The following is a 26,265-nucleotide window of genomic DNA, read 5'->3' on the forward strand; positions in this document are numbered from 1 at the left end:
TTTATGTGATACCCGTCAACTTTTATTAACAGCACCTCGGCGCGCTCATCGAATTTCACTGCTTTTTTACCCTTCTTTGCACATTTTTACGCCTGAAAACCTTCACTACAAAAAACACCCCATCCCTTTATTACGGGATATGTCAGCCTGTTAATTAGCACTTTTGGTTAAAATTCGCACAGACATCCAGATGGCTGAATGTCATTATTAGAAAAAACGTGCCGCAGACATTTACTGGATAAGAAAAGCCTTTATCTTAATTAAATATAAGTAATTCATATAAATAGTAATAGACACGCTCAATAAACCAGCACTCTGTGCCGAATTTTGAGATGGTTCACAAAGTTCCCTTAAATACACAAACTCTTACACAATATTTCTTTTTGTTACTGCTTTAATACATTTGTAGCACTTTCAGACTAGCGAAACGTTGTTATGTTTGGAAAGATGCCTTTCAGACACAGAAAGACACCAAACTCTCATCAATAGTTCCGTAAATTTTTATTGACGGAATTTATTGGCGGCAGTGGCAGGTGTTCAAAAAAAACCAATGAGGGTAATAAATAATGATGAAGCGCAATATTCTGGCAGTGGTTATCCCTGCTCTGCTGGCAGCCGGTGCAGCTAACGCTGCAGAAATCTACAACAAAGACGGCAACAAAGTAGACATCTACGGTAAAGCTGTAGGTCTGCACTACTTCTCTAAAGACAACGGTGCCAACAGCTACGGCGGCAACGGCGATAAAACTTACGCTCGTCTGGGCTTCAAAGGCGAAACCAAAATCAACGACCAACTGACCGGTTACGGCCAGTGGGAATACAACTTCCAGGGTAACAACTCTGAAGGTGGTACCGATGCTCAGAAGGGTAACAAAACGCGTCTGGCATTCGCTGGTCTGAAATTCGGCGACGCAGGCTCTTTAGATTACGGTCGTAACTACGGTCTGGTATACGATGCAATCGGCGTAACCGATATGCTGCCAGAGTTCGGCGGCGACACCGCGAACAGCGACAACTTCTTCTCCAGCCGTAACGGTGGTCTGGCGACTTACCGTAACAGCAACTTCTTCGGCCTGGTTGACGGTCTGAACTTTGGCGTTCAGTACTTGGGTAAAAACGAGCGTGCTACAAAACTCACTGATAGTGCGGATGATATTACTCGCTCCAACGGAGATGGCTGGGCGACGTCTGTAAGCTATGACTTTGAAGGTTTTGGTATCGTTGGTGCTTACGGCGCAGCAGATCGTACCAATACGCAGGAAGCTAACGATGCGTCTGCGACTGGCTACGGCGCGGCAGGTAAGAAAGCTGAGCAGTGGGCGACCGGTATCAAATACGATGCTAACAACATCTACCTGGCAGCTCTGTATGGTGAAACCCGCAACGCAACTCGCCTGAATACTACACCTCCGGGCAGCGTTGAGCGCAATGGTTACCTGAACAAAACTCAGGACTTCTCCGTTGTTGCACAGTACCAGTTTGACTTCGGTCTGCGTCCGTCCATCGCTTACTACAAATCTAAAGCGAAAGATGTTGCAGGTATCGGTAGCGAAGATTACATCAACTATGTTGAAGTTGGCGCAACCTACTACTTCAACAAAAACATGTCCACCTATGTTGACTACATCATCAACCAGATTGATAAAGACAACAAACTGGGCGTAGGTTCTGACGACACCGTAGCAGTTGGTATCGTTTACCAGTTCTAATAGTCACCCTCGACTGTTATATGCATATCAAACAGGGCCATTGGCCCTGTTTTTTTATGCCTGCAAGATTAATTACGATGAGTTTTGAAAAGCATCGCGCTTTTTATCGCAAACGGTTGGCAATTCCTGTGTCAGCCGTTAACCTGATAGCGGATCTCCCTTCTGTCATCAAAATGGAACCTCGTCATGTTTGAGAATATAACCGCCGCCCCTGCCGACCCCATTCTGGGTCTGGCCGATCTGTTTCGCGCCGATGAACGCCCCAATAAAATCAACTTAGGCATCGGTGTATATAAAGATGAAACCGGCAAGACCCCGGTACTGACCAGCGTTAAAAAAGCCGAGCTTTATCTGCTGGAAAACGAAACCACCAAGAACTACCTCGGTATCGACGGTATTCATGAGTTTGGCCGTTGCACTCAGGAACTGCTGTTCGGCAAAGGCAACGCGATTATCAATGACAAACGTGCGCGCACCGCGCAAACGCCTGGCGGTACGGGTGGCCTGCGTGTGGCGGCGGATTTTCTCGCCAAAAACACCTCCGCAAAACGTGTCTGGGTGAGCAACCCGAGCTGGCCGAACCACAAAGGCGTGTTTAATTCAGCCGGTCTGGAAGTGTGTGAATACGCTTACTATGACGCGCAAAACCATGCGCTGGACTTCAATGGTTTGCTGGCAAGCCTGAATAACGCCCAGGCTGGCGACGTGGTGCTGTTCCACGGCTGCTGCCATAATCCGACAGGTATCGACCCAACGCTCGAACAGTGGGAAACACTGGCGAAGCTGTCCGTTGAAAAAGGCTGGCTGCCACTGTTCGACTTCGCTTACCAGGGCTTTGCTCGCGGTCTCGAAGAAGATGCTGAAGGGCTGCGCGCGTTTGCTGCGCTGCATAAAGAGTTACTGGTGGCTAGTTCATTCTCGAAAAATTTTGGCCTGTACAATGAGCGCGTCGGTGCCTGTACATTGGTGAGTGCAGACGCGGAAAGCGCCGATCGCGCCTTCAGTCAGATGAAAGCCGTTATTCGTGCCAACTACTCTAACCCGCCAGCGCACGGCGCGTCGGTGGTTGCAACCATTCTCGGTAACGAGGCTCTGCGTGCCATTTGGGAGCAAGAGTTAACGGACATGCGTCAGCGCATTCAGCGTATGCGTCTGCTGTTTGTTAATACCTTGCAGGAGAAAGGGGCTAATCGCGATTTCAGCTTCATCACCAAACAGAACGGTATGTTCTCGTTCAGCGGCCTGACCAAAGAGCAGGTGCTGCGCTTGCGTGAAGAGTTTGGGATCTACGCGGTTGCTTCAGGACGCATTAACGTCGCGGGTATGACGCCGGATAATATGTCGCCGCTGTGCGAAGCTATCGTTGCCGTACTGTAAGTTACAGCAGCAACAAAAAGGGTCGCCGAAGCGACCCTTTTTTTATTTACCAGACCGGTAATTCATCCTGCAGGAACGGATTGTGCAACCGCTCATTTCCCAGCGTAGACATCGGGCCATGGCCGGGAAGGAAAGTAACATCATCGCCCAGTGGCAACAATTTGCGCTTGATGGAATCAATCAATTGCCCATGATTGCCTTTCGGGAAATCGCTGCGGCCCACGCCACCTTTAAAAATCACGTCGCCGGAAATCAGCAAGCGGGATTGGGCGTCGAAGAACACAATATGCCCCGGCGTATGACCAGGACAGTGCAATACCTGCAGCGTTATTTTACCCACTGTTACGCTGTCGCCTTCATTTAACCAACGATCGGGCGTCAGCGGCTGGCACTCATCCAGGCCAAACATCCGGCTTTGTGCCGGCAGGCCTTGCAGCCAGAACTCATCTTCTTTTTCCGGGCCGATAATCGGCACACCATAATGCTGCGCCAGTTCGGCTGCCGCGCCAACATGATCAAGGTGACCATGCGTAAGCAGGATCTGCGTGAGTGTCACGCCAGAGGCGTCCACTTCCTGAATAATCCGTTCGGCGTCACCGCCGGGATCGACCACGGCGGCAAGTTGGGTCTGCTCACACCAGATAAGCGAACAATTCTGGGAGAACGCGGTAACCGGAATAATACGATAGTTCATACTGCTCCTGTAGCTCAGCCTGAGTTTTACCAGTGCCTTACCGGCCCGGTATCAATATGCACAAAGTTGCTGCTGGGGTAGTATCCTACACCACCCGCGCGCAGAGATAACGCGGCTTTGCGAATATTACTCAGCGAAATCCCTTCAATATGAAAATCCATTGCCTGACCTTTGGTGTGATAGCTCTGTTTCGCCACACCGCGGCTGTGTGCGCGGAGTTCATTGTTGGTATCAACAGAACGGTAGCCGGAGATCAGTTGCACAGGTTTGCGTGTTCCCAGCAGCCCCTGCAAACGGAAAAGATGCTCGAACAAACGAGGGTCGATGGTTTTGATTTTATTCGCGCGGTAATCACGGAAAAAATGGTTAAGTTTTGCTAATTCATCCTGAATATAGCCCCTGCCATCGAAGAACTCAGCTTTAATAGATTCACCGGTATTAAGATTACTCAGCGTCAAAATACGCGGTCGTGGCGTGGAAAGGGTTGCAAAAGCCGGTGTTGGTAAGATGGCAGCACCGAGTGCGACCCCACCCAACGCCAGCAATTTGCGGCGATTAGCGTCAAATTTATCCATGATAATAAATTCTACAGATAAGCAATGTTGAACAAAATTTATGCACTCTTTTAGCGCACGAGAGGCACCTTACCGGGCAACAAACGCCACGTCAAGGCTGCCTCATCCCAGCAAATACGGGCTCTGTGGCCTTCAGAGCCCGTTTTATGCCAGTTATTACGACAACACGCTGACTGAAACTGCTTCATTTATCTGATCAATTGTTCAGCTTTCGACAAGATTTGTGCACCCGATCGCGCCGTCAGATCATAATTGTAAATATCTGTACGATACTGCGTCCGGCCGTCGGCACCGACAAAAGCGGTCAGGTAGTAGAGATTGACCGGGATATCATGACGAATATTGACATACCGCGTATCCCCCTGTTTTAGCGCATCTGAAATCCGCGTATCGTTCCATCCCGCATCCTGCAAAAGCATATTAGCGAGCTCAGAGGCTTTATTGACGCGTACGCAGCCCGAGCTTAATGCCCGCGCCTCTTTCTGGAACAGATTATGGTTCGGCGTGTCATGCAAATAAATGGCATCCGAACTCGGCATATTGAATTTATAACGCCCCAGCGAATTCTGCGCGCCAGGCGCCTGCTGGAAACGGAACGGTAAATTCGAGGGAGTAATGGTCGCCCAATCGACCATATACGGGTCAACCGCTTCCTTGCTGTTCCATCCTCGCAATACAGTGTAACCGTGGCGCTCAAGGTAAGTCGGATCGTTCCAAACCTTCGGTAGAATATCATTGCGCGCCAGGGTTGGCGGCACGTTCCATGGCGGGTTAACCACCACGTTATTAAGCGCGCTGCTCATCATCGGCGTTTTACGATCCGGGCGGCCCACGATCACCCGTGATGCCAGCACCTGGTTCCCGTTGAGGTAATAAACCAGCGAATATTCAGGAATGTTGACCATGATGCCGGTCGAAAGCGTGCCCGGTAGCAAACGCAAGCGCTGAATATTCAGCGCCAGCAACCCAGCGCGCTGTGAAGGACTCACGTTCAGCCAGTCACGCGTGCCTTGACCAATCACGCCATCCGCATGTAATCCCTGCCATGACTGGAAGCGTTTTACCGCTTCCACCAGTTGGCGGTCATATGCCGCGCGCGTCTGCTGCACTTTTTTCACGGGCCGGGCCGAAGGGCTGACGGCGACGTTATCACCTGGCAAGGCGATATTTGGTCCGCCATCCAGCATACCGGTACGCTGCAGGATCTCACGCAGAGCCGGAATATCATTGCTCCACTGCCCCGGTCGCAGCGTCACCGTGCTGGTGATTTGCGGCCACGGGCGCGAATCACCTACCAGCGCCAATAGCGATTGGTGCATAGCCGCATACTGCGGATGGTGCGGTGCAAGATGATTGATAAAGGCAGGCAGAGATCCATTGTCCAGCGCCAGTTGCCACTGGTTAATGACCGAAATGGCTGGTGTTGCAAGCGCATAGGGTTTGTCGCTATAAAGCCAGCGCTGCCCCTTTGACTGAATGCCCGAGACAAATTGCAGATAACCCAACATCGCGTCAGACAGCACAACATCACGTGCCATGCCAGAAACCGCGGGATCGGTTAACAGCTCAACCCAGGTCGTGAATTGTGGTTGAAACCCTGCAATCGCCACTTCTGCCAGTTGCTGCTGAAACGCCTGTACCGCTTCACGGTTGTCCCACATTGGTTTCTGCCCGCGCGCAGCATACAACGCGGCGAGCTGATCCATATAGACCGGCGTCCAGTTGGCAGGTAATTGCGTCTGGAGTTGTGTACGCACATCGGCAACGGAAACACCGGGCGGGAAAGATTTAACGCCAATCAACATTGCCGTCGCAGGCGACTGTTCCTGCGGCTGTGGCAGCACAGTTGGCTGCTCGCCTGGCGTCGTCGTGCTATCCACCGGCACGATTTCAGGCTCATCGGCCTGCACATTAAACAGTGGAGCGAATGCGAATGCCAGGCATAAACTGAGTGCCGACATCCGACGACCATACGACTTCTTAAGCAACATCCCTTGCCCCCTGTTTCTCTTACATTGCTCGTGACGAATTCGTCACCTTTCTCTCAGTATATAAAGACAAAAAAGCATTTGCCTTACCTAATGTAAAGAAGTTTAAAGGTTAAACGCGGGCTGGCAATAGCTTTCCGCAAACAAAAAGGGCGACATTGCTGTCGCCCTTTCGCATGAGACTGCTTTACGATGCATCCGCCGTGCCGGGAAGCGTTTCCGGGAGCTGGGCGGCAAAACCACGCAGACCGACAACGTGCACATGTTCATGATTTTGCACGACTTTACGAACCAGCTTGTAGGTGGTGCCTTTTTCCGGGCTGATATTTTCCGGTGCCGCGATAATCAGCTGCATTTCCAGACGTTCGCACAGCTCAAACAGTGTAGCGATAGAGCGGGCATCCAGACGTGCGGCTTCATCAAGGAACAACAAGCGGCACGGAGAGATATCTTTGCCGCGCAGTCGACGCGCTTCATCTTCCCAGCTCTGTACCACCATCACCAGAATCGACATCCCGGTACCAATCGCTTCACCGGTCGACAGCGCACCGGATTCCGCACGCAGCCAGCCGTCGGAACCACGGTTGACTTCCACTTCCATCTCAAGATAGTTACGGTAGTCCAGCAGCTCTTCACCGATGGTTTGCGGCGTACGCTGACCCATATCGATTTGCGGATTCAGACGTTGATAGAGCTTTGCCAGCGCTTCAGAGAAGGTCAGTCGGCTGCTGTTAAACAGATCCTGATGCTGCTCGTGCTGTTCAGAAAGTACCGTCAACAATGTGGCATGGGTTTCCCGCACGTTCACATTCAGGCGCACGCTATTCACCTGGCCGAAAGAGACGCTTTGCAGCCCCTGGTTCAGCATACGGATACGGTTCTGCTCGCGCTGAATGGTTTTGCGAATAATATTCGCCACGCTACGCGAGCTGATCGCCAGCTTCTGTTCACGGGAAGTCAACTCTTCCGTCAGGCGGCTAAGCTCGATTTCCATCTGTTCGATGGCTTCAACCGGATCATCGGTACGAATAATATCCTGGCGGATACGCTCACGCAGATGCTGATATACCGCGACAAAGAACTGAATCTTGCGCTCAGGACGTTTCGGATCTTCCGACAGGCGCAGCACATCACGTAAATGTTCGTTATCCGCGACCGCCGGCCGCAGAGCACCGAGCGCCTTATCCGACATTGAGCGTAATTCATCGGCAGAAAGGTAAGCCAGCTCGCGACGGTGCAGACGGCGTTCAACACCGCTGTCTTTCACCATTCGCATCACCGCGCACCATCCTGCTTTCGCGGTGACAACCTGCTCACGCATTTCATGGTAGTCACGTTCCAGGCGGCGTAACTTACGCGTCAGGTTATCCATCTCCGCTTCGCAGAAGGTGATGGCTTTTTCCAACTGGTTACGACGCGCACGGTTGCCAGCGAGCTGAGCATGCAACTCGTCACGACGGATACGTGCTCGTTCTTCTGCTCCGCTATCAGCGCGAACGCCAATATCCTGCAGCTCTTTTTGCAGATCGTTGAGCAACTCTTTTTTGGTATCGAACGAGCTTTTCAGCGAAGCCAGTACCTGGTTGTATTGGCTGTACTGCGCTGCATGGCTGCGCATCGCTTCACGCGCTTTGGTGCGTTCAGCTTCTGCTTGCTCCAGACGCTGGCGCAATTTTTCGTTGAGATCGTTATTACCGTTAAACATTTCGGCGACATCGGAGTAGCTGAAGTGCGCACGGCGCTGTACCACTTCCGCTAGGGCGAAAGCTTGTTGACGGGCATCACGCTGCACCTGCTGTGAGGTCGCGTAATCCGTTTTTAACTGTTCAAACTGCTCCGGATCGCTTTGCAGTACGGAAACAACCGGTTCGAGCTTCGCCAGTTGGTTGCCAAACTGCTGGATAAACCGGGCTGCTTCCTGCGCTTCGTCCAGACGTTCCTGAATTTCATCCACACGATCGGCGAGCGTATCGTCAGCCAGCAAGTTGATGCGCGGCAGCAAACGGTTAAGCTGGGCAACACCCTCTTTCGCCTGTTCAAACTGTACGCGGTTTTGCTGGTTGTCATTTTCATGGTTACTGATCGCACGTTCCAACTCGCCACGGCGGCTGCTGAGTGTGCGAATTTCCGCTTCCGGATCGTCATCAAATGCCACCGCCAGGTGGCTACCAATAAAGCGGCTAAATGCCTGATGCAGGCGTTGTGTTTTCTGCACATCAAAAGAGAGCGTGGCAAAACGTTCCGCCAGCGCTTCACGCTCCGCATGCAGGCTTTCGATACGGCTTTCGCGCGCCGCGCGGCCAAACAGCGGCAGCGTTGGGAAACGTGAATAACGCCACTGGCGATCGGCGATTTTCACCACCACCGCTTTTTCCAGCTCGTCGACGCTGAACACGCTGTCATCGAAGGACTGAGGATCGCCTTCGATCAGATAGAGATCTTCCGGGCAATCTTCCAGCCCTTCCAGCATGTCAGCGACCCGTGACAGATCCGGCACCACAATCGCATGCCGCGATGGCCCGTATAGCGCGGAGTAATACGGCGCGTCGTCAATGCTGACATCGTCATAAATCTCCGACAGCAGTACGCCGCCAAAACGCTCTGCCAGCGCATTCAGTCGACCATCTTCGGCACCGCCCGGCTGGCTTAAACGTTCGATTTCATCATCAACAGCACGTTTACGCGCGCCCACTTCATCGCGCTCAACGATGGCTTCACGCTCACGTTCCAGCAACTGCTGCAGATACTCTGTAACGTCCTGCCCGGACTCAAACTGCTCACCGCTTTGCTCACACAGTTGCGTCAAGTTACTTTGCGCCGCCAGCCACACCGGCGCGCGCTTGGTCAGCGACTGAATGCGCGAGTGTAGTTGTTCCAGTTCCTGACGCAGCGCCATGCGTTGCTCACCAGCGGCGGAAACGTTGTCAGAAAGTGCGGCGATTTGCGCTTCCAGTTCCTGATGCAGCGCTTCAAGCTCTTGCGCGTCATATTGTTTGCCCTGTCGCTTACAGAACTCTGCCAGTAAACGCTCGGCATCCTGCTGTTCACGCAGACGCTGTTCCAGCTCATTCAGGCGCATACGCAGCGGCTGGACTTGCTCGGCCAGATGGCGCTGGTTAACGCCATCACGCAGCAGCTCACGCGCCACATCCCAGGCTTCGTTACGCGCCAGCGGGCCGTTAATCGCCGCCACTAATTGGTAAGCCTGCTCGAACTGGCTGTGCGCGGTTTGCGCCACGCTTAATTTCTGATCCAGCGACAGCAGTTTTTCCGTCGCTTCTTGCTCTTTGGCCTGGAAGGTTTCCAGCCATTCGTCTGCGCTTTCTGGCGTTAAATCCGGCAGATGACACAGCTCTTTCGCACGCTGCAACGCCTGCAAGGCTTGGTTGTACTGAATGGCACGCGTTTGCTGAACATCCAGCGCTTGCTGGTAATCGGCAAGCTGGTTTTTCAGCTCATCCACTTCAAGCTCGGCGGCTTCCGCGCGGGCCTCGTTCTCTTCCTGACGCTCGGCGGCTTCAGCAACGACTTCATGCTGTTCTTCAAGGCGAACTTGCAGTTCGTCGAGATCCGCTTCATAACGCTCGATTTTTTCCTGTTGACGCAGCGCGGTTTGCACCAGGTTCAGGTGATCGCTTGCGGCTTGATAATCGGCCTCCAGATCCCCTTCCGCACCGCTATGCTCGGAGAGTTCGCGCGCCATATCGACATGCTTATACTGCTCTGCCGCCAGTTGCTGGCGCGAGGTAAACAGATCGCGACGAAATTCGAGCGCTTTGTCCAGATGCACCCGCCGTTCGTTGGCGTGGCGCATATAGTCCGCCGCCACATAGTTGGTCGCTTCGCTGATCAAATGCTTGAACAGGTCACGATCCGACTGGGTCACGCGAATCGCTTCCAGCGTCATGCGGTTTTCACGCAGTGCCGCCTCCATATCCTGGAACGCTTTGCGCACGCCGCTGTTTTCCGGCAGCAAATAGTCGCGCAGCGAACGCGTAATGGCACTGGAAATCCCGCCATACAGCGAGGCTTCAATGAGGCGATAGAACTTGCTGCGATCGGAGGCCGAGCGCAAACGACGCGCGACAATCCCTAAGTCAAACATCAGCGCGTGGTAATCGGTGATGGAGTTGAACTGCTTGAACTGCACCCCTTCCATCGCATCCAGTTTGTCTTTCACTTCCTGCAGCGACAGCACGCGCGCCTGCCGCTCATTCAGCGTTTCCGTCAGCAACTGCGTCGGCAGCATGGATGTGGGCAAGCCCTGAATGGCGAAAGGTTTGATATCCACTTTACGATCGCGTCCCGCGACCTGTTGTAAACGCACCCCCACCAGCACACGCTGATGGCGAGAGTTGATAACATCCAGCACTGAGTAACAGACGCCCGCTTTCAACTTACCGTGCAGGCCTTTATCGCGAGAACCAGACGTCGCGCCCGCTTCGGTGGTGTTACGAAAGTGCAGCAGCGTCAAATCCGGGATCAATGCCGTAACAAAAGCGGCCATTGTGGTCGATTTACCGGCACCGTTGCCCCCGGAGAGCGTCGTCACCAGCTCATCGAGGTCAAACGTACGGGCAAAAAAGCCGTTCCAGTTAATCAGCGTCAGCGAACGAAATTTACCGCGATCAATCATTACTCTTCCTCCGAGCTATCCGGCTGATTATCTTCAGGCTCATCATTGAGCTGCAGATGGTTTTCGACAGGCATCGCTTCACCGTCGCGGATCATGCGCAGTTGCGCTTCACGCGCATCATCGCCCGAACGCACATCAGCGCCAAAGCGGAACACGGACTCAGTGATGCGGAATTTACTGCTGTCGTTACCCATAAACCAGATCATGCCGAGACGGCGCAGGCGGTTCAGCGAGGAGCGCACCTTTTCCTGCAGTTTTTGTCGGTCAAGATCGGAACCGGTAGAACGGTTATTTACCAGCTTCAGCAGCTTCGCTTCATCCGCCAGCGACATCAGCTCGTCGTACAGCTCTTGTTGGGTGAAGATCCCTTCATTCGCCAGACGTTCCGGGCTGAGGTAGAGATAGCAAAGAATTTTGCCCACCATCATATCCAGCTCGGAGAGCACCGAGCGCGGGATAAGCGTGGTGGAGCGCGGACGCAGATAGAAAAAACCTTCCGGTGCGCGGATCAGCTCAACGTTATAACGCGCGTAAAACTCTTCCAGATACTCCTGGAAATCCATTAAAAAAGCGTGATTATCCAGCTCGTCGAGGCCGATATGTCGCCCTGAGCGCAATGCGCTGTCCAGCGACGGAAACAGAGAATTAGCCAACGCCTGTGCCAGTTTAACCGGCATCACTTGTTCAATATTTGTCGATGACATGCGCCTGTACCTTGGCTCCGTAATCATTAATCGGCTGCCACTTCGGCGGCAGTCCGGTGAAATCTGCTTGCGCTACGCCAAGACGTACCGCCTGATCAACCACGATGCGCGCGATGTCGAAATGACGAACACGCGGATATTGCGCCAGATACTCGCGTGCCACCAAGCCGAGATCCAGCGGCACACCTTTGGTCTTATAAATTGCCAGTTGTTGCTCAATAAGCGCCGCAAGCTGCTCACGGATTTCGTTAAACTCTTCGAACTCCAGATCGGGCGGTAGCTCGCCCGTGACCTCTTCATCACGTAGCGTCATCTCTTCATCACGCATGTCCAGCAGCCTGTCGGCGCTGGCGTAAGTTAACGCCCACGGCGCATCGAAGTAGGATTGTACCGACTGACGCAAACGCTGAGCAAAGACGCGGTTCTTATCCATATCGATAGCGGTACGGATAAATTTGTGTACGTGGCGGTCGTAACCAATCCACAGATCGATGGCCTGCTGGCCCCAGCTCACGATACGATCCAGTTTGCTTTGCAGGTTGAAGACCAGTTGATCGAGAAACTCAAGATCATCGCGCCCAAGGGTAGCATCCTGAATACTCAACAGATTGGTCTGCAATTTATCCCCGGCGGCATCAAGCGTATCCTGCAGTTCGCGTAACGTACCGGAGGTTTCAGACAGCAGCAATTCACAGCTGGAGATGGCCGCGCGCCAGTCTTTATTCAGCAGTTGTGCAATATCATCTTTGACCTGTTGCTGCTGTTCATCCATCAGGCGCTGAGTCAGATCGATGCTGTCAAAAATCTCCGCAACCGAGTATTTCAGCGGCGCGTAAACGTTGCGATGCCAGTGAAATTCATCTCCACCTTCTTGTGCTGCGTCTGCGGCGCGTTTTAACTCGCTGGCCACAATTGACAGTTGCATAGAAAGACGCAGCGTGGAGAACTCTCGCTGGCGAATGTAGTAATCGGTAATGCCAATACCCAGCGGCGTCAGACGGTAGATGGCATTGCCCTCCACCAGCTCACTGGTAAAGCGATTTAACAAACGCTGGCGCACCATATCATTAATGGCGTTATTGGCACGCTGGGTAATGGTTTCACTGGTTTGCTCAAACGCATCACTTACATGACGGAAAGCATCTACCAATTCACCTTCGCTCATTTCGCCATCCAGACGCTCACCATTGAGCGTGGCGATAGCCAGCAAAAAAGAGAGCCTGTCGACCGGCAGCGAGATGGAGAAATCATTTTTCCTGGCCCAGGCAACCAGTTCGGGGACTGTCTGGGAAAATTCACTCATCGTTTGTCCTTTCATCGATTTGCGGCTTAAGCGCGGTCACGTGAATATAGCGGCCAAGGCTAATATAGGGTTCCTGGCGGCAATAGTGTGTTTCCAGTTCGAGTAGCGCGTCAAAGCAGTCATGCTGCTGATGTTTTTCGCGCAGATAATCGTGAAACACGCGCACACCCGTTTTGCCCGTTACCTGCCAGCCAATCTGTTCGAGCCAGCCATAAACATCCGCGGGAGCACGCGGAAAATCCGGGGAAAGGGTACGTTTTTTGCGCTTCGGCATACCGACTTTCACATAGTCAAAATTTCCTGCCACCATATTGTGCATCAGCAAGCCGTCGGCATTGTAAAACATTAATGACAACGCACCGCCGGGGCGCAACACCGACCACAATATTTGCAGTACAGGAACCGGTTCGGCGACCCACTCCAGCACAGCATGGAACAATATCAGATCAACCGGCGATTCCAAATGCTGAGCAACGTCCTGAACGGCGCATTGTATAAAATGCATGTTACCGCTCACACCTTTCTCTTCGGCCGCCACCTGGGCACGCGAGATCATCGCTTTCGACACATCACAGAGCGTGACATGATGGCCCAATTGCGCCATGCGAACCGCCGTCTGGCCTTCCCCACCGCCAGCATCCAGCACCCGTAATGGCTGGTTGCCCATCCGGGCCAACAGTGCCTCAAGATCCTGCCACAGAATCGCCTGACGCAGCTGACCTTTAGTCGTGCCGTAGATGTTGCGTGAGAACTTCTCGGCAATGTCGTCGAAATTGCGATCCTTCATGGGTGCTCCACGTTCCTGGCAAAACCGCTATTTTGTCACAGCCGTGCCGATAATGAACCCATCTGGTGTAAGATCGGCGCAAAAGGCCTGCTATATGGTCAAAAAGGAGACGGATACGGTGCTTTTTACCCTTAAAAAATACATCGGCGGCCTGATGCTGCCTCTGCCTTTTTTGCTTTTGCTGATCGGTCTGGGCATTGCACTGATCTGGTTTAGCCGCTGGCAAAAAACCGGCAAAGTCATTATCAGCGTCGGGTGGCTGGTTTTATTACTGCTGAGCGTACAGCCCGTAGCGGATCGATTGTTACAGCCGATCGAAGACACCTACCCCACCTGGCGCGGTACACAGCCGGTGAAATACATCGTGATACTCGGCGGGGGTTATACCTGGAACGACGCGTGGGCGCCGAGTTCTAATTTGATCAATAACAGCCTGCCGCGTCTGACGGAGGGCATTCGTCTGTGGCAGGCCAACCCCGGATCGAAAATCATCTTTACCGGTGCAGCAGCGCAAACCAACCCGGTCAGCACGGCGGAAGCGGGTGCGCGTGTCGCTGAAAGCCTGGGTGTGCCACGCAGTGACATCATGACGCTGGATCAACCGAAAGACACCGAGCGGGAAGCGCTTGCGGTGAAACAGGCAATTGGTGATGCACCTTTCCTGCTGGTGACATCGGCATCTCATCTGCCACGCGCAATGATTTTCTTCCAGCATGCTGGCCTGCATCCGTTGCCTGCGCCGGCAAACCAGCTGGCAATTACCTCTCCGCTTAATCCGTGGGAACGCATAATCCCATCCCCGGTGTGGCTGATGCACAGCGACCGGGTGGGTTATGAAACGTTAGGGCGTCTCTGGCAATGGCTGAAAGGCAGCTCAGACCAGCCAGGGGAGCAGTGATTTAGAGGCAAGATCGAAGTTAGCGCGGTTAAATCTACCGGTATTCACCAACTGCGCCACTTCATCCCATAACAGATAGAGCCAGCGCCGCCACAGGAAAGATTCCGCGACTGGCGCGCGCTGGAGATAGTGCCAGAGCAGCCCTTCCGCCTGCACGCCTTCTACCAGCCGGAACAGCTCATATTCACGCGGCGCCCATAGCATAATTCCCGGCCCAACCATTGCCAGAAGCTGATCGCTGCGGGCGTCTTTCAACATACTGCGCAAGTTAAAACTGCCATGCACCAGCACGCAATTATCGTTAAAACCATCAAACAGCGCGGGTAGACACTCGCGAGTGCGAAACAGCACGCGCTTATCCTGCATTGTCAACCCAGTGTTGTGATACTGGTTGAGCGTGGTCCACAACACTTCCACTCGCTGTCGATACCAGGAGGGCCAGATATTTTCCTGAGTACTGTCAACGGTGCCAACACAACCATGGCTATCCTGTCGGTGCCACGAGAGCAATGCCTCAACAATTTGGTCTTTGAGTTGCTCCCAGCGCTCTGGCGTACGCGTTGGCGCTTCTACCGGTACGCCGCGCAAGCGTTCTATGAGCAGCACATCCGGCCCCGGATGCTCTTCGTGGGTCATTACACCGTAAACAACCGGCATGCGAACGGCCCCACCGCGCGCCAGCATTGATATTTTCCATGCCAACTGTCGCGCAAGGCCAGGCGTTGAGAAGCTTCGTGCCAGCAGCGGCATCGGATTTCCCTGGCTGTCATACAGCGACCAAAGTGCGGAATCCGGCTTTTCGCTGACGCACTCCATGCGGCTCAGTTTTTCACCCAACAGATGACTCAGTTCAGCGCGCAGTTGTTCCATAGCAGATTGCCCTCACAAAGATGACTGCTTTTATAATGAGCGCCGATAGCACAGATGTCATCCTGATGAGATCAAAACAGCGTGAGAATTTCGCCGGCAAGCGGCAAATCCCCTCCGGGTGGAGGGGACGGAAGGATTAACGCAACGCCTGACGGACGCGCGCCAGATCTTCAGGTGTATCAACACCAGTACCCGGCACCACGCTGGCAACAGCTACGTGGATTTTCTCGCCGTACCAAAGCACGCGAAGTTGCTCCAGCATCTCTATCTGTTCAAGCGGGCTGGTCTGCCAACTGACATAACGGCGGATAAAACCAGCGCGATAACCATAAATGCCGATATGGCGCAGCAAAGTATCGCCAATCGTCTCGCGAGATTGTGCGAAACGATCACGATCCCACGGGATCGTGGCGCGCGAAAAGTAAAGTGCGTAACCTTCCGCATCCATCACCACTTTCACAGCATTCGGATTGAACGCCTCTTCCGCGCTATGAATCGGCACCGCCAGCGTTGCCATACCAACATCACGTGCAGCAAGATTTTCTGCTACCTGGCGAATGATAGCCGGAGGGATCATGGGTTCATCACCCTGCACATTGACGATGACGGTGTCGTCGCTGAAACCGCATTTTTCCACGACTTCAGCAAGGCGTTCAGTTCCGGACTGGTGATCGGCGCGGGTCATACAGACTTCGCCGCCAACCGCCTGCACTGCACGCATCACCTCTTCGTTGTCTGTCGCCACAATAATACGCTCAGCGCCGGATTCACGGGCGCGCTCCAGCACATGTACCACCATCGGCTTACCGTTAATATCGACTAAGGGTTTGCCGGGTAAACGTGTAGAGGCATAACGCGCGGGAATGATCACAACGAAACTCATGGCCGGCTCTCTTCCGCAGTTAATGAACGCGCTTCAGTTTCCAGTAATACTGGAATACCTTCCCGAACGGGATAGGCGAGGCTGTCGATTTTGCAGATTAGCTCTTGTTTATCCTGCGTGTAATTCAGTTTGCCGTTACACACCGGGCAGGCAATAATTTCAAGTAAACGGTGATCCATCTTTCCTCCTGATACACCGATAATTAACGGTTTAAGCTTATCATATTCACTTCTTACGCCGCGTCTATTTCAAGCCCGGCGCGGGATGTAGCAAATAATCCCTCAGGCAGTCGCGAGAACGTGACCCGCCGCGCTCCCTGCCAGCGGGCAAACTCGGTAATGGCACCTAGCAGCCCCTTTTCCAGCGAATGCCCGGGTTTAACGCCATCTTCCAGATACAGCGCAATAATCTCCAGAATGCCATCTTTACGGTGCATTTTGGCATCCATACGCCCCACCAGTCGCCCGCGATGCAACAATGGCAACACAAAATAGCCAAATTGCCGTTTAGGGGCCGGGGTATAACACTCCAGACGATAGCTAAAATCGAACAGTTGTTCGGCTCGTTTACGATCCCAGACCACCGGATCGAACGGTGAAAGTACTGCGCTGTGAGTAGCGACAAGCTTGCCGGACTGCGCCTGCTCAAGCAGCGGCAATAAAGAGGCATGCAGCCAGGCGGGACCAATGTTTTCGACATTGACGGGATATATGGTTCCCGCGTCCTGCATCTTCTCCAGCACTAAGGGTAATGCCAGTTTCCGCAAGCGATAGTAATCCGCCAGCCACTGCGCACGAAACAGCCCTAAACTGCGCGCGCTGTTTTCGAGCATCTGATACTCCGCAATATCCTGCGACAGCAGATCGCGAGCATCATCCCAGTGCGGAATAACCCGCTGAGTTAAATCATAAACACGCTGGAAATTGCGACGTTCCACTACCATCACTTTTCCGGCGGTAAACAGCCCTTCCAGATGCCTCTTATGCGGCTTCCACTCCCACCAGCCGCTGGCACCTTTACGTGGATGTTCAAAATCCGCCGAACGCACCGGGCCATTTTGCTCAATATGTGCAATGAGCTGTTCAATTTCCATCGAATGTTCTTGCATCCACGCTTCGCGATACTTCCAGCCCATTTGATCTGGCGCCAGCATGCGATGACGCACCAGCGCAAAATCCTCGCGCGGCAGGAAGCAGGCTTCATGCGCCCAATACTCTATCAAGTCACCGTTGCGTAGCGCGTCATCAAGCCAGTGCTGTGGGTAGTGTCCAAGGCGGCTAAAAAGCACCAGATAAGGGCTGCGGGCAACAATATTGATGGTGTCAATTTGCAGCAGCGACATGCGCTGAATAGTGGAGAGAATATCGCCCGGTTTTGCCCGACGGGAAGGTTTACGTAATAGACCCTGGGCTGCGAGATGCAGATGACGAGCAGCAGTCAGAGAAAGTTGCGGCACGGACATGGGAGTTCCTGTTTAAGTAACAGGGCGCAGCCGATACCCTCAGCGCGCCAGAGTGAACAATTCCTGTAGTAATCCTTGCGCCTGCTCGCCTTCAAGCTGCGCATCTACAGGCAAATACCACCAGTTATCCTCAGCAAACGACCGACACTTTACCGCGTCTTTTTCGGTCATCACCAATGTTTGCCCCGGTTTCACCAGTGGCTTTACATCATGCAGCGTTAATGCCTGATGATCGGCAAGCGCCACCGTCCGTTGCAGCGTCGCACCGCACTCGGTGAGAGTAGTAAAAAAACGCGGCGGATGGCCGATTCCAGCCATCGCAACGATATTAGTCAGCGAGTTAACTTCACGGCGTTCGCCGGTAAGCAGATTGACTGCCATCCCAGGCCGCAAACGCATCGGGATCTCTCCCGCTCTGGCTTCGCCGCCGTTGGTAATGATGGCATCCACACTTTTTAAACGCGATGCCCGCTCGCGCATTGGTCCTGCGGGCAACCACCAGCCATTGCCAAAACGCCTGACGCCATCGACAACGACAATCTCTTTATCACGCGCCAGCTTATAATGCTGCAAACCATCATCCGTAATGATCAGCTGTACCGGGTGTTGCGCAAGAATCGCACTGACGGCGTCACGTCTGACGGGAGAAACCGCAACCGGCGCGCCAGTACGTTGATAAATCAGAACCGGTTCATCCCCTGCCTGGGTCGTAGAGGTTTCAGGTGTCAGCACGAGCGGATAACGATCCGCTTTACCGCCGTAGCCACGCGACACCACACCAACACGGATGCCACGCTGCTGTAGTTGCTCCACCAACCAGATGACAACTGGCGTTTTACCGTTGCCACCAGCCGTTAGATTACCAACGACCACAACAGGAACAGGTGCCCGCCAGGATTTTTTTAAACCAATGCGATAGGCGAAACGAATAGCACCGCTCACCAGGCCGTAAAGCAAGGAGAACGGTAGCAACAGTAGCCACAGGCGGGATTCACCGGACCAGATGCGTGCAATCATTCGCCAAACTGCATTTTGTGAAGCTGAGCATAGACACCACGTTCTTCCAGCAAATCTGCGTGGGTACCACGTTCAACGATACGGCCATCTTCCACCACCACAATTTCGTCGGCCTGTTCGATGGTCGACAAACGGTGAGCAATAACCATTGAGGTACGGTTCTTTTGCAGCTCGTTCAGCGCAGCCTGAATGGCACGCTCAGATTCGGTATCGAGCGCCGAGGTCGCTTCATCAAGAATGAGGATCGGGCTGTCGCGCAGCAGCGCGCGGGCAATCGCAATGCGCTGGCGCTGACCGCCTGAAAGCAGCACGCCATTCTCCCCTATCATCGTATCCAGCCCCTCATCCATCTTATTGATAAAGTCGTAGGCATAGGCCATTTTTGCTGCTTGTTCAATCTCTTCGTGGCTGTACTCTTCCGTTCGCGCGTAAGCGATGTTATTGGCAACCGTGTCATTAAAAAGATGTACGTTTTGCGACACCAGCGCGACCTGATCACGCAACGAAGTGAGCTTATATTCACGCAAGTCGTGACCATCCATCAGGATCTGCCCTTCGTCGACATCATAAAAACGTGTAATTAGGCTTGCCAGCGTCGATTTACCCGAACCGGAACGCCCCACCAGCGCGACGGTTTTGCCCGCCGGAATTGTCAGGTTGATATTGCGCAATGCAGGCGTTTCACGTCCCGGATAGGTGAAAGTCACGTTGCGAAACTCAAGATCACCGCGAGCACGGTCAATCACCAGTGTGCCTTCGTCTTTTTCTTGCTCGCTATCCAGAATCGCAAACAGTGTCTGGCAGGCCGCCATACCACGCTGAAACTGAGCATTGACGTTGGTGAGCGATTTCAACGGTCGCATAAGCGCGATCATTGAAGAAAAGACCACGGTAATGGTACCCGCACTTAAGGTGGACATTACGCTTGGGAAACTGGCCGCATACAGCACAAACGCCAGCGCCAGTGACGCAATAAGCTGGATAATAGGATCGGAAATAGACGATGCCGAGACCATTTTCATGCCCTGCAAGCGCATCTTGTTACTGACCTTATCAAAGCGGCTGGTTTCTACTTCCTGGCCGCCAAACATCAGCACTTCTTTATGCCCTTTCAGCATCTGCTCCGCACTGGTGGTCACCTGCCCCATTGTGTTTTGCATATTTTTACTGATGTTACGAAAGCGTTTGGAAACCACGCGAATCGCTATCGAAACGATCGGTGCCAGCACAATGAGAATCAAGGAGAGTTGCCAGCTGTACCAGAACATCATGATAAACAAGCCGATGATCGATGCCCCCTCACGCACAACAGTAATCAATGCGCCGGAGGACGAGGAAGCGACTTGTTCAGAGTCATAGGTAATACGCGAGAGTAAAGTGCCTGTAGATTGCTTATCAAAAAATGAGACCGGCATGCCCATCATATGGCTGAACAGGCGACGACGCATGGTCATCACCACTTTTCCGGAAACCCAGGAAATGCAGTAACTGGAGATATAGCTGGTGATACCACGCAGGATCATCAGCCCAATAACCACCAGCGGCATCCACAGCAGCACAGATCGGTCGGTTTTACCAAAACCATCATCCAGTAACGGTTTGAGCAGCGATAACATAAAGGTATCGCTGGCTGCGTTGAGGATTAACGCTATCCCCGACACGATCAGACCCGCTTTGAAAGGCGCAATAGTTGGCCATAATCGGCGGAATGTCTGCCACGTGGAGAGATCTTTGTCGTTATGCATTCAAAAAACCAGCACTTGTTGAAATAGCCGCATATTCTACCTGTTATCACTGGGGACGCCAAACCACTGATGATACCAACGCGGTAAAAGTTGATCTCGTAAGCTATGGATTTCCCAGCCTTGGGGCGAAAACGATACCGTTAACTGCCCTTGATGCGGCGTGTCGTACCAGCGATATCCCTGTTCACGGTAGCGGTTTATCACTTTTATCGAGGGGAACCGCCAGGCGTTGTAACGCGACGCCGAGGCCAGCGCTGCTTCGCCACCAATTCGCTGCACAAAGGGCAGCGACGATGAACTATTGCTTCCATGATGAGGCACTTGCACTAGTGTAGACTGCAAATGTTTCCAATAGTGGCTCAGCATCGCCATCTCTCCCGACGCTTCAATATCCCCCGTTAACAGGAAGCTGTGTCGGCCATCGTCGACTCTGACTACACACGAACGATTGTTACCTTTCATCCCGGTGCCGCTTAACGGCCAATGAACGGTAAATGTTAGTCCCTGCCATTGCCATTGCTGGCCACGAAAGCATGGTTGATGAGCAGACCAACCCAGCGGGCTACGGATCCATAATTGCGGCCAGGCATTCATCAGTGAGTCCACCCCACCACGATGATCCAAATGTTCATGACTGAGAATAATGCCTTCAGGCTGTAAAGCGTGCCAACGTAGCCACGGAATAATTAACTGCCGTCCACTGTCGCCGCCGGGCCACGCAACGCCTGTATCATAGAGAATCGCTTTACCATTACGTTCAATCACCATTGCCAGGCCCTGCCCAACGTCCAGCATATGAACTGCCCATTCCCCCTGCCGTTCTGTGCGCCAGAACGGTAGAGTAAGCAATGTCAGCCCTGCCAGACACAGCGCCGGTATGCTCCGCCATAAATGCAAACGCCAAACAACCAACACTAGCCACGGCAACCAGGCGAACCACCGCCAACGCATATCCACATTAAGCCAACCGACGGGTAGCCAATGCAGAAAAGCAAACAGGAAATCCAGTGTCTTATCTGCAAGGTACCAGCAAGCCAACTCTCCCGTTGCAGGGCCGACCAGGTGTAGCAACATTCCCAGCAAAATGAGTGGTACGCTAATGAAAGTCACTAACGGAATGGCCAACAAATTTGCCACTAACGAGCTCAGGCTTATACCGTGGAAAATGGATAACTGCACAGGGAGCAGCAGTAACGTCATCCCTACTTGTAGATGAAGCAAATTAATACAACCCTGGATCAGCCTGGTATGTTGTTTTGCAGAGGCCGGTAACCATTGATACCAAAACAGCAATGCGGCTACTGCAAAAGCGGACAGCCACAGACTGGTTGATAGCACGGCAAGGGGATCAATGAATAAAATAGCGGCAATGCAACAAAGCCATACCTGCCAGGGCGACCACAATCGCCCGGATAGCCGTAACACGGCCCAGACGCTAAGAGAAATAGCGGTACGCAACGCCGGAGGTTGTAGCCCGGTCAGCCAGGCGTAACTTACTGCAAACCCTACGCCAATAAGCAATGGTAAACGCCAGCTAATCCAGCCGCCGGGAAAGAAAAATTGCGCGCCGCGAACAATCTGCCAGCCCAACATTGCTGCCAGAGCAATATGTAGTCCGGATATCGCCATCAAATGCGCCGTACCGGTTTGCCGCATGATCTCTTTGACGTTGGCATCCAACGTTGCGCGCTCGCCCATCCCTAACGCCAGTATCACCTGCTGCCAGTGGTATTTAGCCAGCGTTTCAGTTAATGATTGCAGGTAGCGTGCGCGCCATGTGCATTGGGGTTCGGTCAGGCGAGCATCCATAAAACGGCCACTCAGCGGCAGATGGGAAGCCATTGCATAACGCTGTGTATCGAAACCGCCATCATTCAATTGCCCGTGGACGGCACGTGCTCTAATCGTCATCGTCCATAGTTGGCCGGTACAAACTGGCTCAGGCAAATACTGGCCATAGAAGCTTATTCCTACTGACGGAAACAAGCGCTTGCCATCCAGACGTGTAATTTTGCCCCAATGCCGGGTCATATGATCCGTATCGGTAATCACCACTTCAACCTGGCGATTCGCTTCAGGTAGATGCTCGGCAGGCCATACAGCCTGCATTGCTGCCAGCACTCCCCATGCGAATGCAAGTAATGTGACTGCGCAATAACGAAACAGGCGATGTCGAAAACACGCGAACAGACACCCAATGCCAATCAGAAACCACACACACCCAAGAGTTGGTAGTGAAGGCATCCACTGTAATGGCAAAATACCAATTATCAGGCATATAGCTAATGCCGGTAACGTCATGCATACCTCCTTGTTGCGTGGAGAGTATGCCCGCTGTCGCCAATACTTTCTGTTTGTAATCGCCGTTTTGCGGTGCAGGCTGGTTGCTTTCGACACACTTACAAGGCATCTGCAAAATTGTGCGAAGAAGCTTCAGAAATGATGAGGTCAGAGAAACAAAAAAAGCACCTACAGGTGCTTTTTTCGTCAAAGTGAATTTTAGCGTGTCGCTAAAAATTACTCATAAATATTGGCGCGGTCGCGTAATTCTTTACCCGGTTTAAAGTGCGGAACGTATTTTCCTTCCAAATCCACTTTATCGCCTGTTTTCGGATTACGCCCGGTGCGAGGTGCACGATAGTGCAGGGAAAAACTGCCGAAACCGCGGATCTCAATGCGCTCGCCCTGGGCAAGAGTAGAGGCCATATGCTCCAGCATCTCTTTCACAGCATCTTCCACAGCTTTAGCCGGAATATGCGACTGCTGGCTTGCAAGTCTTTCAATCAATTCTGACTTGGTCATGATTCCTCCGGTTTCCTTCAACGCAAAATTAGCTTTACTAGCTTTAACAAGGGCGGCCGTAGCCGCCCTTTGTCATTGATTACAGGACGAATCCTGTAATCTGTCAAGTAACTCCTCATTGTTCACGCTGCAGCCGTGTGACTTGCGTCCTGGTACAGCGTAAATAATTTAGAGCGCTTGATATTACTCGCCTTTCGCTGCTTTGAAAGCTTCAGCCATAGCGCTAGAGAAGTTGCCTTCTTCCTGTTTGTTGTTAACAGAAGCGATTGCATCTTTCTCGTCAGCTTCGTCTTTCGCACGAACAGACAGGCTAACTACGCGGTTTTTACGATCAACACCGGTGAATTTAGCTTCAACATCGTCGCCAACATTCAGAACCAGAGTTGCGTCTTCAACGCGGTCACGGGAAGCTTCAGAAGCGCGCAGGTAACCTTCAACGCCGTCAGCCAGTTCTACGGTCGCGCCTTTAGCGTCAACTGCAGTCACTTTACCGTTTACAATTGCACCTTTCTTATTCAGTGCAACGTAGTTGTTGAACGGATCTTCTGCGAGCTGTTTAACGCCCAGAGAGATACGCTCACGCTCAGCGTCAACCTGCAGAACAACGGCTGCGATTTCGTCGCCTTTTTTGTATTCACGAACTGCTTCTTCGCCTGCAACGTTCCAGGAGATGTCAGACAGGTGAACCAGGCCATCAATACCGCCGTCCAGGCCGATGAAGATACCAAAGTCAGTGATAGACTTGATTTTACCTTCAACGCGGTCACCCTTGTTGTGGGTTTCAGCGAACTGCTGCCACGGGTTGGATTTGCACTGTTTCAGGCCCAGGGAGATACGACGACGTTCTTCGTCGATATCCAGAACCATAACTTCCACTACGTCGCCAACGTTAACAACTTTGGACGGGTGGATGTTTTTGTTGGTCCAATCCATTTCGGAAACGTGAACCAGGCCTTCAACACCTTCTTCGATTTCAACGAAGCAGCCGTAGTCGGTCAGGTTGGTCACGCGGCCAGTCAGCTTGGTGCCTTCCGGGTAACGTTTAGCGATAGCTACCCACGGATCTTCGCCCAGCTGTTTCAGGCCCAGAGATACACGGGTACGCTCGCGATCGAATTTCAGCACTTTAACAGTGATTTCGTCGCCAACGTTTACGATTTCGCTCGGATGCTTAACGCGTTTCCATGCCATATCAGTGATATGCAGCAGGCCATCAACGCCACCCAGATCAACGAATGCACCGTAGTCAGTGAGGTTCTTAACGATACCTTTAACTTCCATGCCTTCCTGCAGGTTTTCCAGCAGCTGATCGCGCTCTGCGCTGTTTTCGGATTCGATAACCGCACGACGGGAAACAACAACGTTGTTACGCTTCTGGTCAAGCTTGATTACTTTGAATTCAAGCTCTTTGCCTTCCAGGTGCAGAGTGTCACGGACCGGACGAACGTCTACCAGGGAACCCGGCAGGAACGCGCGAATACCGTTCAGCTCAACAGTGAAGCCGCCCTTGACTTTGCCGTTGATAACACCGGTAACAGTTTCAGCGTCTTCGTAAGCTTTTTCCAGCGTGATCCAAGCTTCGTGACGTTTAGCTTTTTCACGGGACAGCAGGGTTTCACCGAAGCCGTCTTCTACTGCATCCAGAGCAACGTCAACTTCGTCACCAACCTGGATTTCCAGCTCGCCCTGGGCGTTTTTGAACTGCTCTGCCGGAATGGCGGACTCAGATTTCAGACCGGCGTCAACCAGAACTACGTCTTTGTCGATAGCAACAACAACACCACGAACGATAGAACCCGGGCGGGTTTCGATTTCTTTCAGGGACTCTTCAAAGAGTTGAGCAAAAGATTCAGTCATATTGATAATCTTCAGGATTCTTCAATTTAACGTCCACCTGGCTTCATGCCGGATGGGGTTGTTTCACATGCCTGCTCACATTCCATTGCAGCAGGTACTACGAATTCGGTCGCTTACGCGAGAGCCAATTTTTGGCGAGCATATTGTAGCGCTTTCTCAATCACTTGCTCAATACTTAAACTGGTTGAATCCAGTACTAGAGCATCGGCAGCGGGAACCAGCGGTGCAACAGGACGATTTCGATCGCGATCGTCACGTTCCTTTATCTCGGACAAAAGGCGTTCAAAGTTAACACTAAAGCCCTTCTCCTGCAACTGTAGCATGCGCCGATGCGCACGCTCTTCAGAAGAGGCGTCAAGAAAAATTTTCACCGGCGCATCCGGAAAAACCACGGTGCCCATATCGCGCCCGTCGGCGATAAGACCCGGCGCGTCACGGAATGCGCGTTGGCGGCGTAATAACGCTTCCCGCACTCGCGGAAAAGCCGCAATCTGCGAGGCCGCATTCGCTACGTCCTGAGTACGGATTTCGCTGCTGACATCTTCGCCTTCCAGAATGACTTCCAGATGACCATTTGTTGAGACAAAACGCACATCCAGGTGCGCTGCCAGCGGAACCAAAACATCTTCGGAAGAAACATCGACATGGTGATGCAGCGCGGCGAGCGCCAGAACACGATAAATTGCGCCTGAGTCCAACAGATGCCATTGCAACGCTTCCGCCATTGCCTTGCAAAGCGTGCCTTTACCCGCGCCGCTTGGCCCATCAATGGTGATTACCGGGGCAATTGCCGTCATCTTTCTCTCCTTAATCAAGGCATATCGTTACATAACCGCGCGCATTATACGCGCCAATGACCACAACCGTTACTGTTGCGTGCGAATAACCGAAGAGGATGCAGCTGAGTGTAGAATAATTGCGCGGGGAGCGGGCTGATTTACACCAGCCCGCAAGAGCG

General features: G+C 52.8%; 20 protein-coding genes. 3 read left to right on the forward strand and 17 right to left on the reverse strand.

Annotation, left to right across the window (positions count from 1 at the left end):
* Nucleotides 1-566: 566 nt before the first annotated feature.
* Both ompF and ACFX4O_RS01200 read left to right on the forward strand, forming a co-directional pair.
* Nucleotides 567-1,709: a porin OmpF gene (gene ompF, locus ACFX4O_RS01195; RefSeq protein ID WP_328590667.1), complete on the forward strand. Its 1,143-nt coding sequence runs from the start codon at nucleotides 567-569 to the stop codon at nucleotides 1,707-1,709.
* A gap of 186 nt (nucleotides 1,710-1,895) precedes the next feature.
* Nucleotides 1,896-3,086, forward strand: a complete 1,191-nt coding sequence (locus ACFX4O_RS01200; RefSeq protein ID WP_380206718.1) for an amino acid aminotransferase — start codon at nucleotides 1,896-1,898, stop codon at nucleotides 3,084-3,086.
* Nucleotides 3,087-3,132: 46 nt separating this feature from the next.
* On the opposite strand, the gene ACFX4O_RS01205 is transcribed toward ACFX4O_RS01200, so the two are convergent.
* The 7 genes from ACFX4O_RS01205 to cmoM all read right to left on the reverse strand — a co-directional run bounded on the left by ACFX4O_RS01205 (nucleotide 3,133) and on the right by cmoM (nucleotide 13,773).
* The gene (locus tag ACFX4O_RS01205; protein WP_380206720.1) at nucleotides 3,133-3,780 is read right to left on the reverse strand and encodes an MBL fold metallo-hydrolase; all 648 of its coding nucleotides are present in this window, start codon (nucleotides 3,778-3,780) and stop codon (nucleotides 3,133-3,135) included.
* Between the two features lie 26 nt (nucleotides 3,781-3,806).
* Nucleotides 3,807-4,355, reverse strand: a complete 549-nt coding sequence (locus ACFX4O_RS01210) for a YcbK family protein (protein ID WP_131410983.1) — start codon at nucleotides 4,353-4,355, stop codon at nucleotides 3,807-3,809.
* Nucleotides 4,356-4,543: 188 nt separating this feature from the next.
* Entirely contained in the window at nucleotides 4,544-6,346 is a 1,803-nt protein-coding gene (gene ldtD, locus ACFX4O_RS01215; RefSeq protein ID WP_380206723.1) for a L,D-transpeptidase, read from the reverse strand.
* A 184-nt stretch (nucleotides 6,347-6,530) separates the two neighbouring features.
* The gene (mukB, locus tag ACFX4O_RS01220) at nucleotides 6,531-10,979 is read right to left on the reverse strand and encodes a chromosome partition protein MukB (RefSeq protein WP_380206725.1); all 4,449 of its coding nucleotides are present in this window, start codon (nucleotides 10,977-10,979) and stop codon (nucleotides 6,531-6,533) included.
* On the reverse strand, nucleotides 10,979-11,683 hold the full coding sequence (mukE, locus tag ACFX4O_RS01225; protein WP_380206727.1) for a chromosome partition protein MukE: 705 nt from the start codon (nucleotides 11,681-11,683) through the stop codon (nucleotides 10,979-10,981). Before mukE ends, mukB begins: the two co-directional genes overlap by 1 nt.
* Nucleotides 11,664-12,986, reverse strand: a complete 1,323-nt coding sequence (gene mukF / locus ACFX4O_RS01230) for a chromosome partition protein MukF (protein WP_131410977.1) — start codon at nucleotides 12,984-12,986, stop codon at nucleotides 11,664-11,666. Before mukF ends, mukE begins: the two co-directional genes overlap by 20 nt.
* Nucleotides 12,979-13,773 (reverse strand): tRNA uridine 5-oxyacetic acid(34) methyltransferase CmoM, encoded by a 795-nt coding sequence (gene cmoM / locus ACFX4O_RS01235; protein WP_380206730.1) that lies wholly within the window; start codon nucleotides 13,771-13,773, stop codon nucleotides 12,979-12,981. Before cmoM ends, mukF begins: the two co-directional genes overlap by 8 nt.
* 118 nt (nucleotides 13,774-13,891) lie before the next feature.
* Here cmoM and elyC point away from each other — a divergent pair, with 118 nt between their 5' ends.
* On the forward strand, nucleotides 13,892-14,671 hold the full coding sequence (elyC, locus tag ACFX4O_RS01240; protein ID WP_380207622.1) for an envelope biogenesis factor ElyC: 780 nt from the start codon (nucleotides 13,892-13,894) through the stop codon (nucleotides 14,669-14,671).
* Here the strand turns inward: elyC and ACFX4O_RS01245 are convergent.
* From ACFX4O_RS01245 to cmk, 10 genes are all read right to left on the reverse strand, one after another.
* Nucleotides 14,648-15,541 carry a YcbJ family phosphotransferase gene (locus ACFX4O_RS01245; protein WP_131410972.1) on the reverse strand — a complete coding sequence of 298 codons (894 nt, stop codon included), beginning with the start codon at nucleotides 15,539-15,541 and terminating at the stop codon, nucleotides 14,648-14,650. The two genes, elyC and ACFX4O_RS01245, sit on opposite strands and share 24 nt — an antisense overlap.
* Nucleotides 15,542-15,677: 136 nt before the next feature.
* Nucleotides 15,678-16,424 (reverse strand): 3-deoxy-manno-octulosonate cytidylyltransferase, encoded by a 747-nt coding sequence (gene kdsB, locus ACFX4O_RS01250; RefSeq protein ID WP_380206732.1) that lies wholly within the window; start codon nucleotides 16,422-16,424, stop codon nucleotides 15,678-15,680.
* The gene (locus ACFX4O_RS01255; RefSeq protein WP_017456193.1) at nucleotides 16,421-16,603 is read right to left on the reverse strand and encodes a Trm112 family protein; all 183 of its coding nucleotides are present in this window, start codon (nucleotides 16,601-16,603) and stop codon (nucleotides 16,421-16,423) included. Before ACFX4O_RS01255 ends, kdsB begins: the two co-directional genes overlap by 4 nt.
* A gap of 53 nt (nucleotides 16,604-16,656) precedes the next feature.
* Nucleotides 16,657-17,886, reverse strand: coding sequence for a winged helix-turn-helix domain-containing protein (locus ACFX4O_RS01260; protein ID WP_380206735.1), 1,230 nt, complete (start codon nucleotides 17,884-17,886; stop codon nucleotides 16,657-16,659).
* A 39-nt stretch (nucleotides 17,887-17,925) separates the two neighbouring features.
* A complete protein-coding gene (lpxK, locus tag ACFX4O_RS01265) occupies nucleotides 17,926-18,903 on the reverse strand; it encodes a tetraacyldisaccharide 4'-kinase (protein WP_380206737.1) in 978 nt (325 codons plus the stop codon).
* Nucleotides 18,900-20,648, reverse strand: a complete 1,749-nt coding sequence (gene msbA, locus ACFX4O_RS01270) for a lipid A ABC transporter ATP-binding protein/permease MsbA (RefSeq protein WP_380206739.1) — start codon at nucleotides 20,646-20,648, stop codon at nucleotides 18,900-18,902. The genes lpxK and msbA overlap by 4 nt, the downstream gene beginning before the upstream one ends.
* A gap of 36 nt (nucleotides 20,649-20,684) precedes the next feature.
* The gene (locus ACFX4O_RS01275; RefSeq protein WP_380206741.1) at nucleotides 20,685-22,949 is read right to left on the reverse strand and encodes a ComEC family protein; all 2,265 of its coding nucleotides are present in this window, start codon (nucleotides 22,947-22,949) and stop codon (nucleotides 20,685-20,687) included.
* Nucleotides 22,950-23,165: 216 nt separating this feature from the next.
* Nucleotides 23,166-23,450 carry an integration host factor subunit beta gene (ihfB, locus tag ACFX4O_RS01280; protein WP_007374142.1) on the reverse strand — a complete coding sequence of 95 codons (285 nt, stop codon included), beginning with the start codon at nucleotides 23,448-23,450 and terminating at the stop codon, nucleotides 23,166-23,168.
* A gap of 183 nt (nucleotides 23,451-23,633) precedes the next feature.
* Nucleotides 23,634-25,307, reverse strand: a complete 1,674-nt coding sequence (gene rpsA, locus ACFX4O_RS01285) for a 30S ribosomal protein S1 (RefSeq protein ID WP_131410962.1) — start codon at nucleotides 25,305-25,307, stop codon at nucleotides 23,634-23,636.
* A 113-nt stretch (nucleotides 25,308-25,420) separates the two neighbouring features.
* A complete protein-coding gene (gene cmk, locus ACFX4O_RS01290) occupies nucleotides 25,421-26,104 on the reverse strand; it encodes a (d)CMP kinase (RefSeq protein ID WP_131410960.1) in 684 nt (227 codons plus the stop codon).
* Nucleotides 26,105-26,265 lie beyond the last annotated feature (161 nt).

The organism is Kosakonia sp. YIM B13571, from assembly GCF_042788095.1.
Lineage (GTDB): Bacteria > Pseudomonadota > Gammaproteobacteria > Enterobacterales > Enterobacteriaceae > Kosakonia > Kosakonia quasisacchari.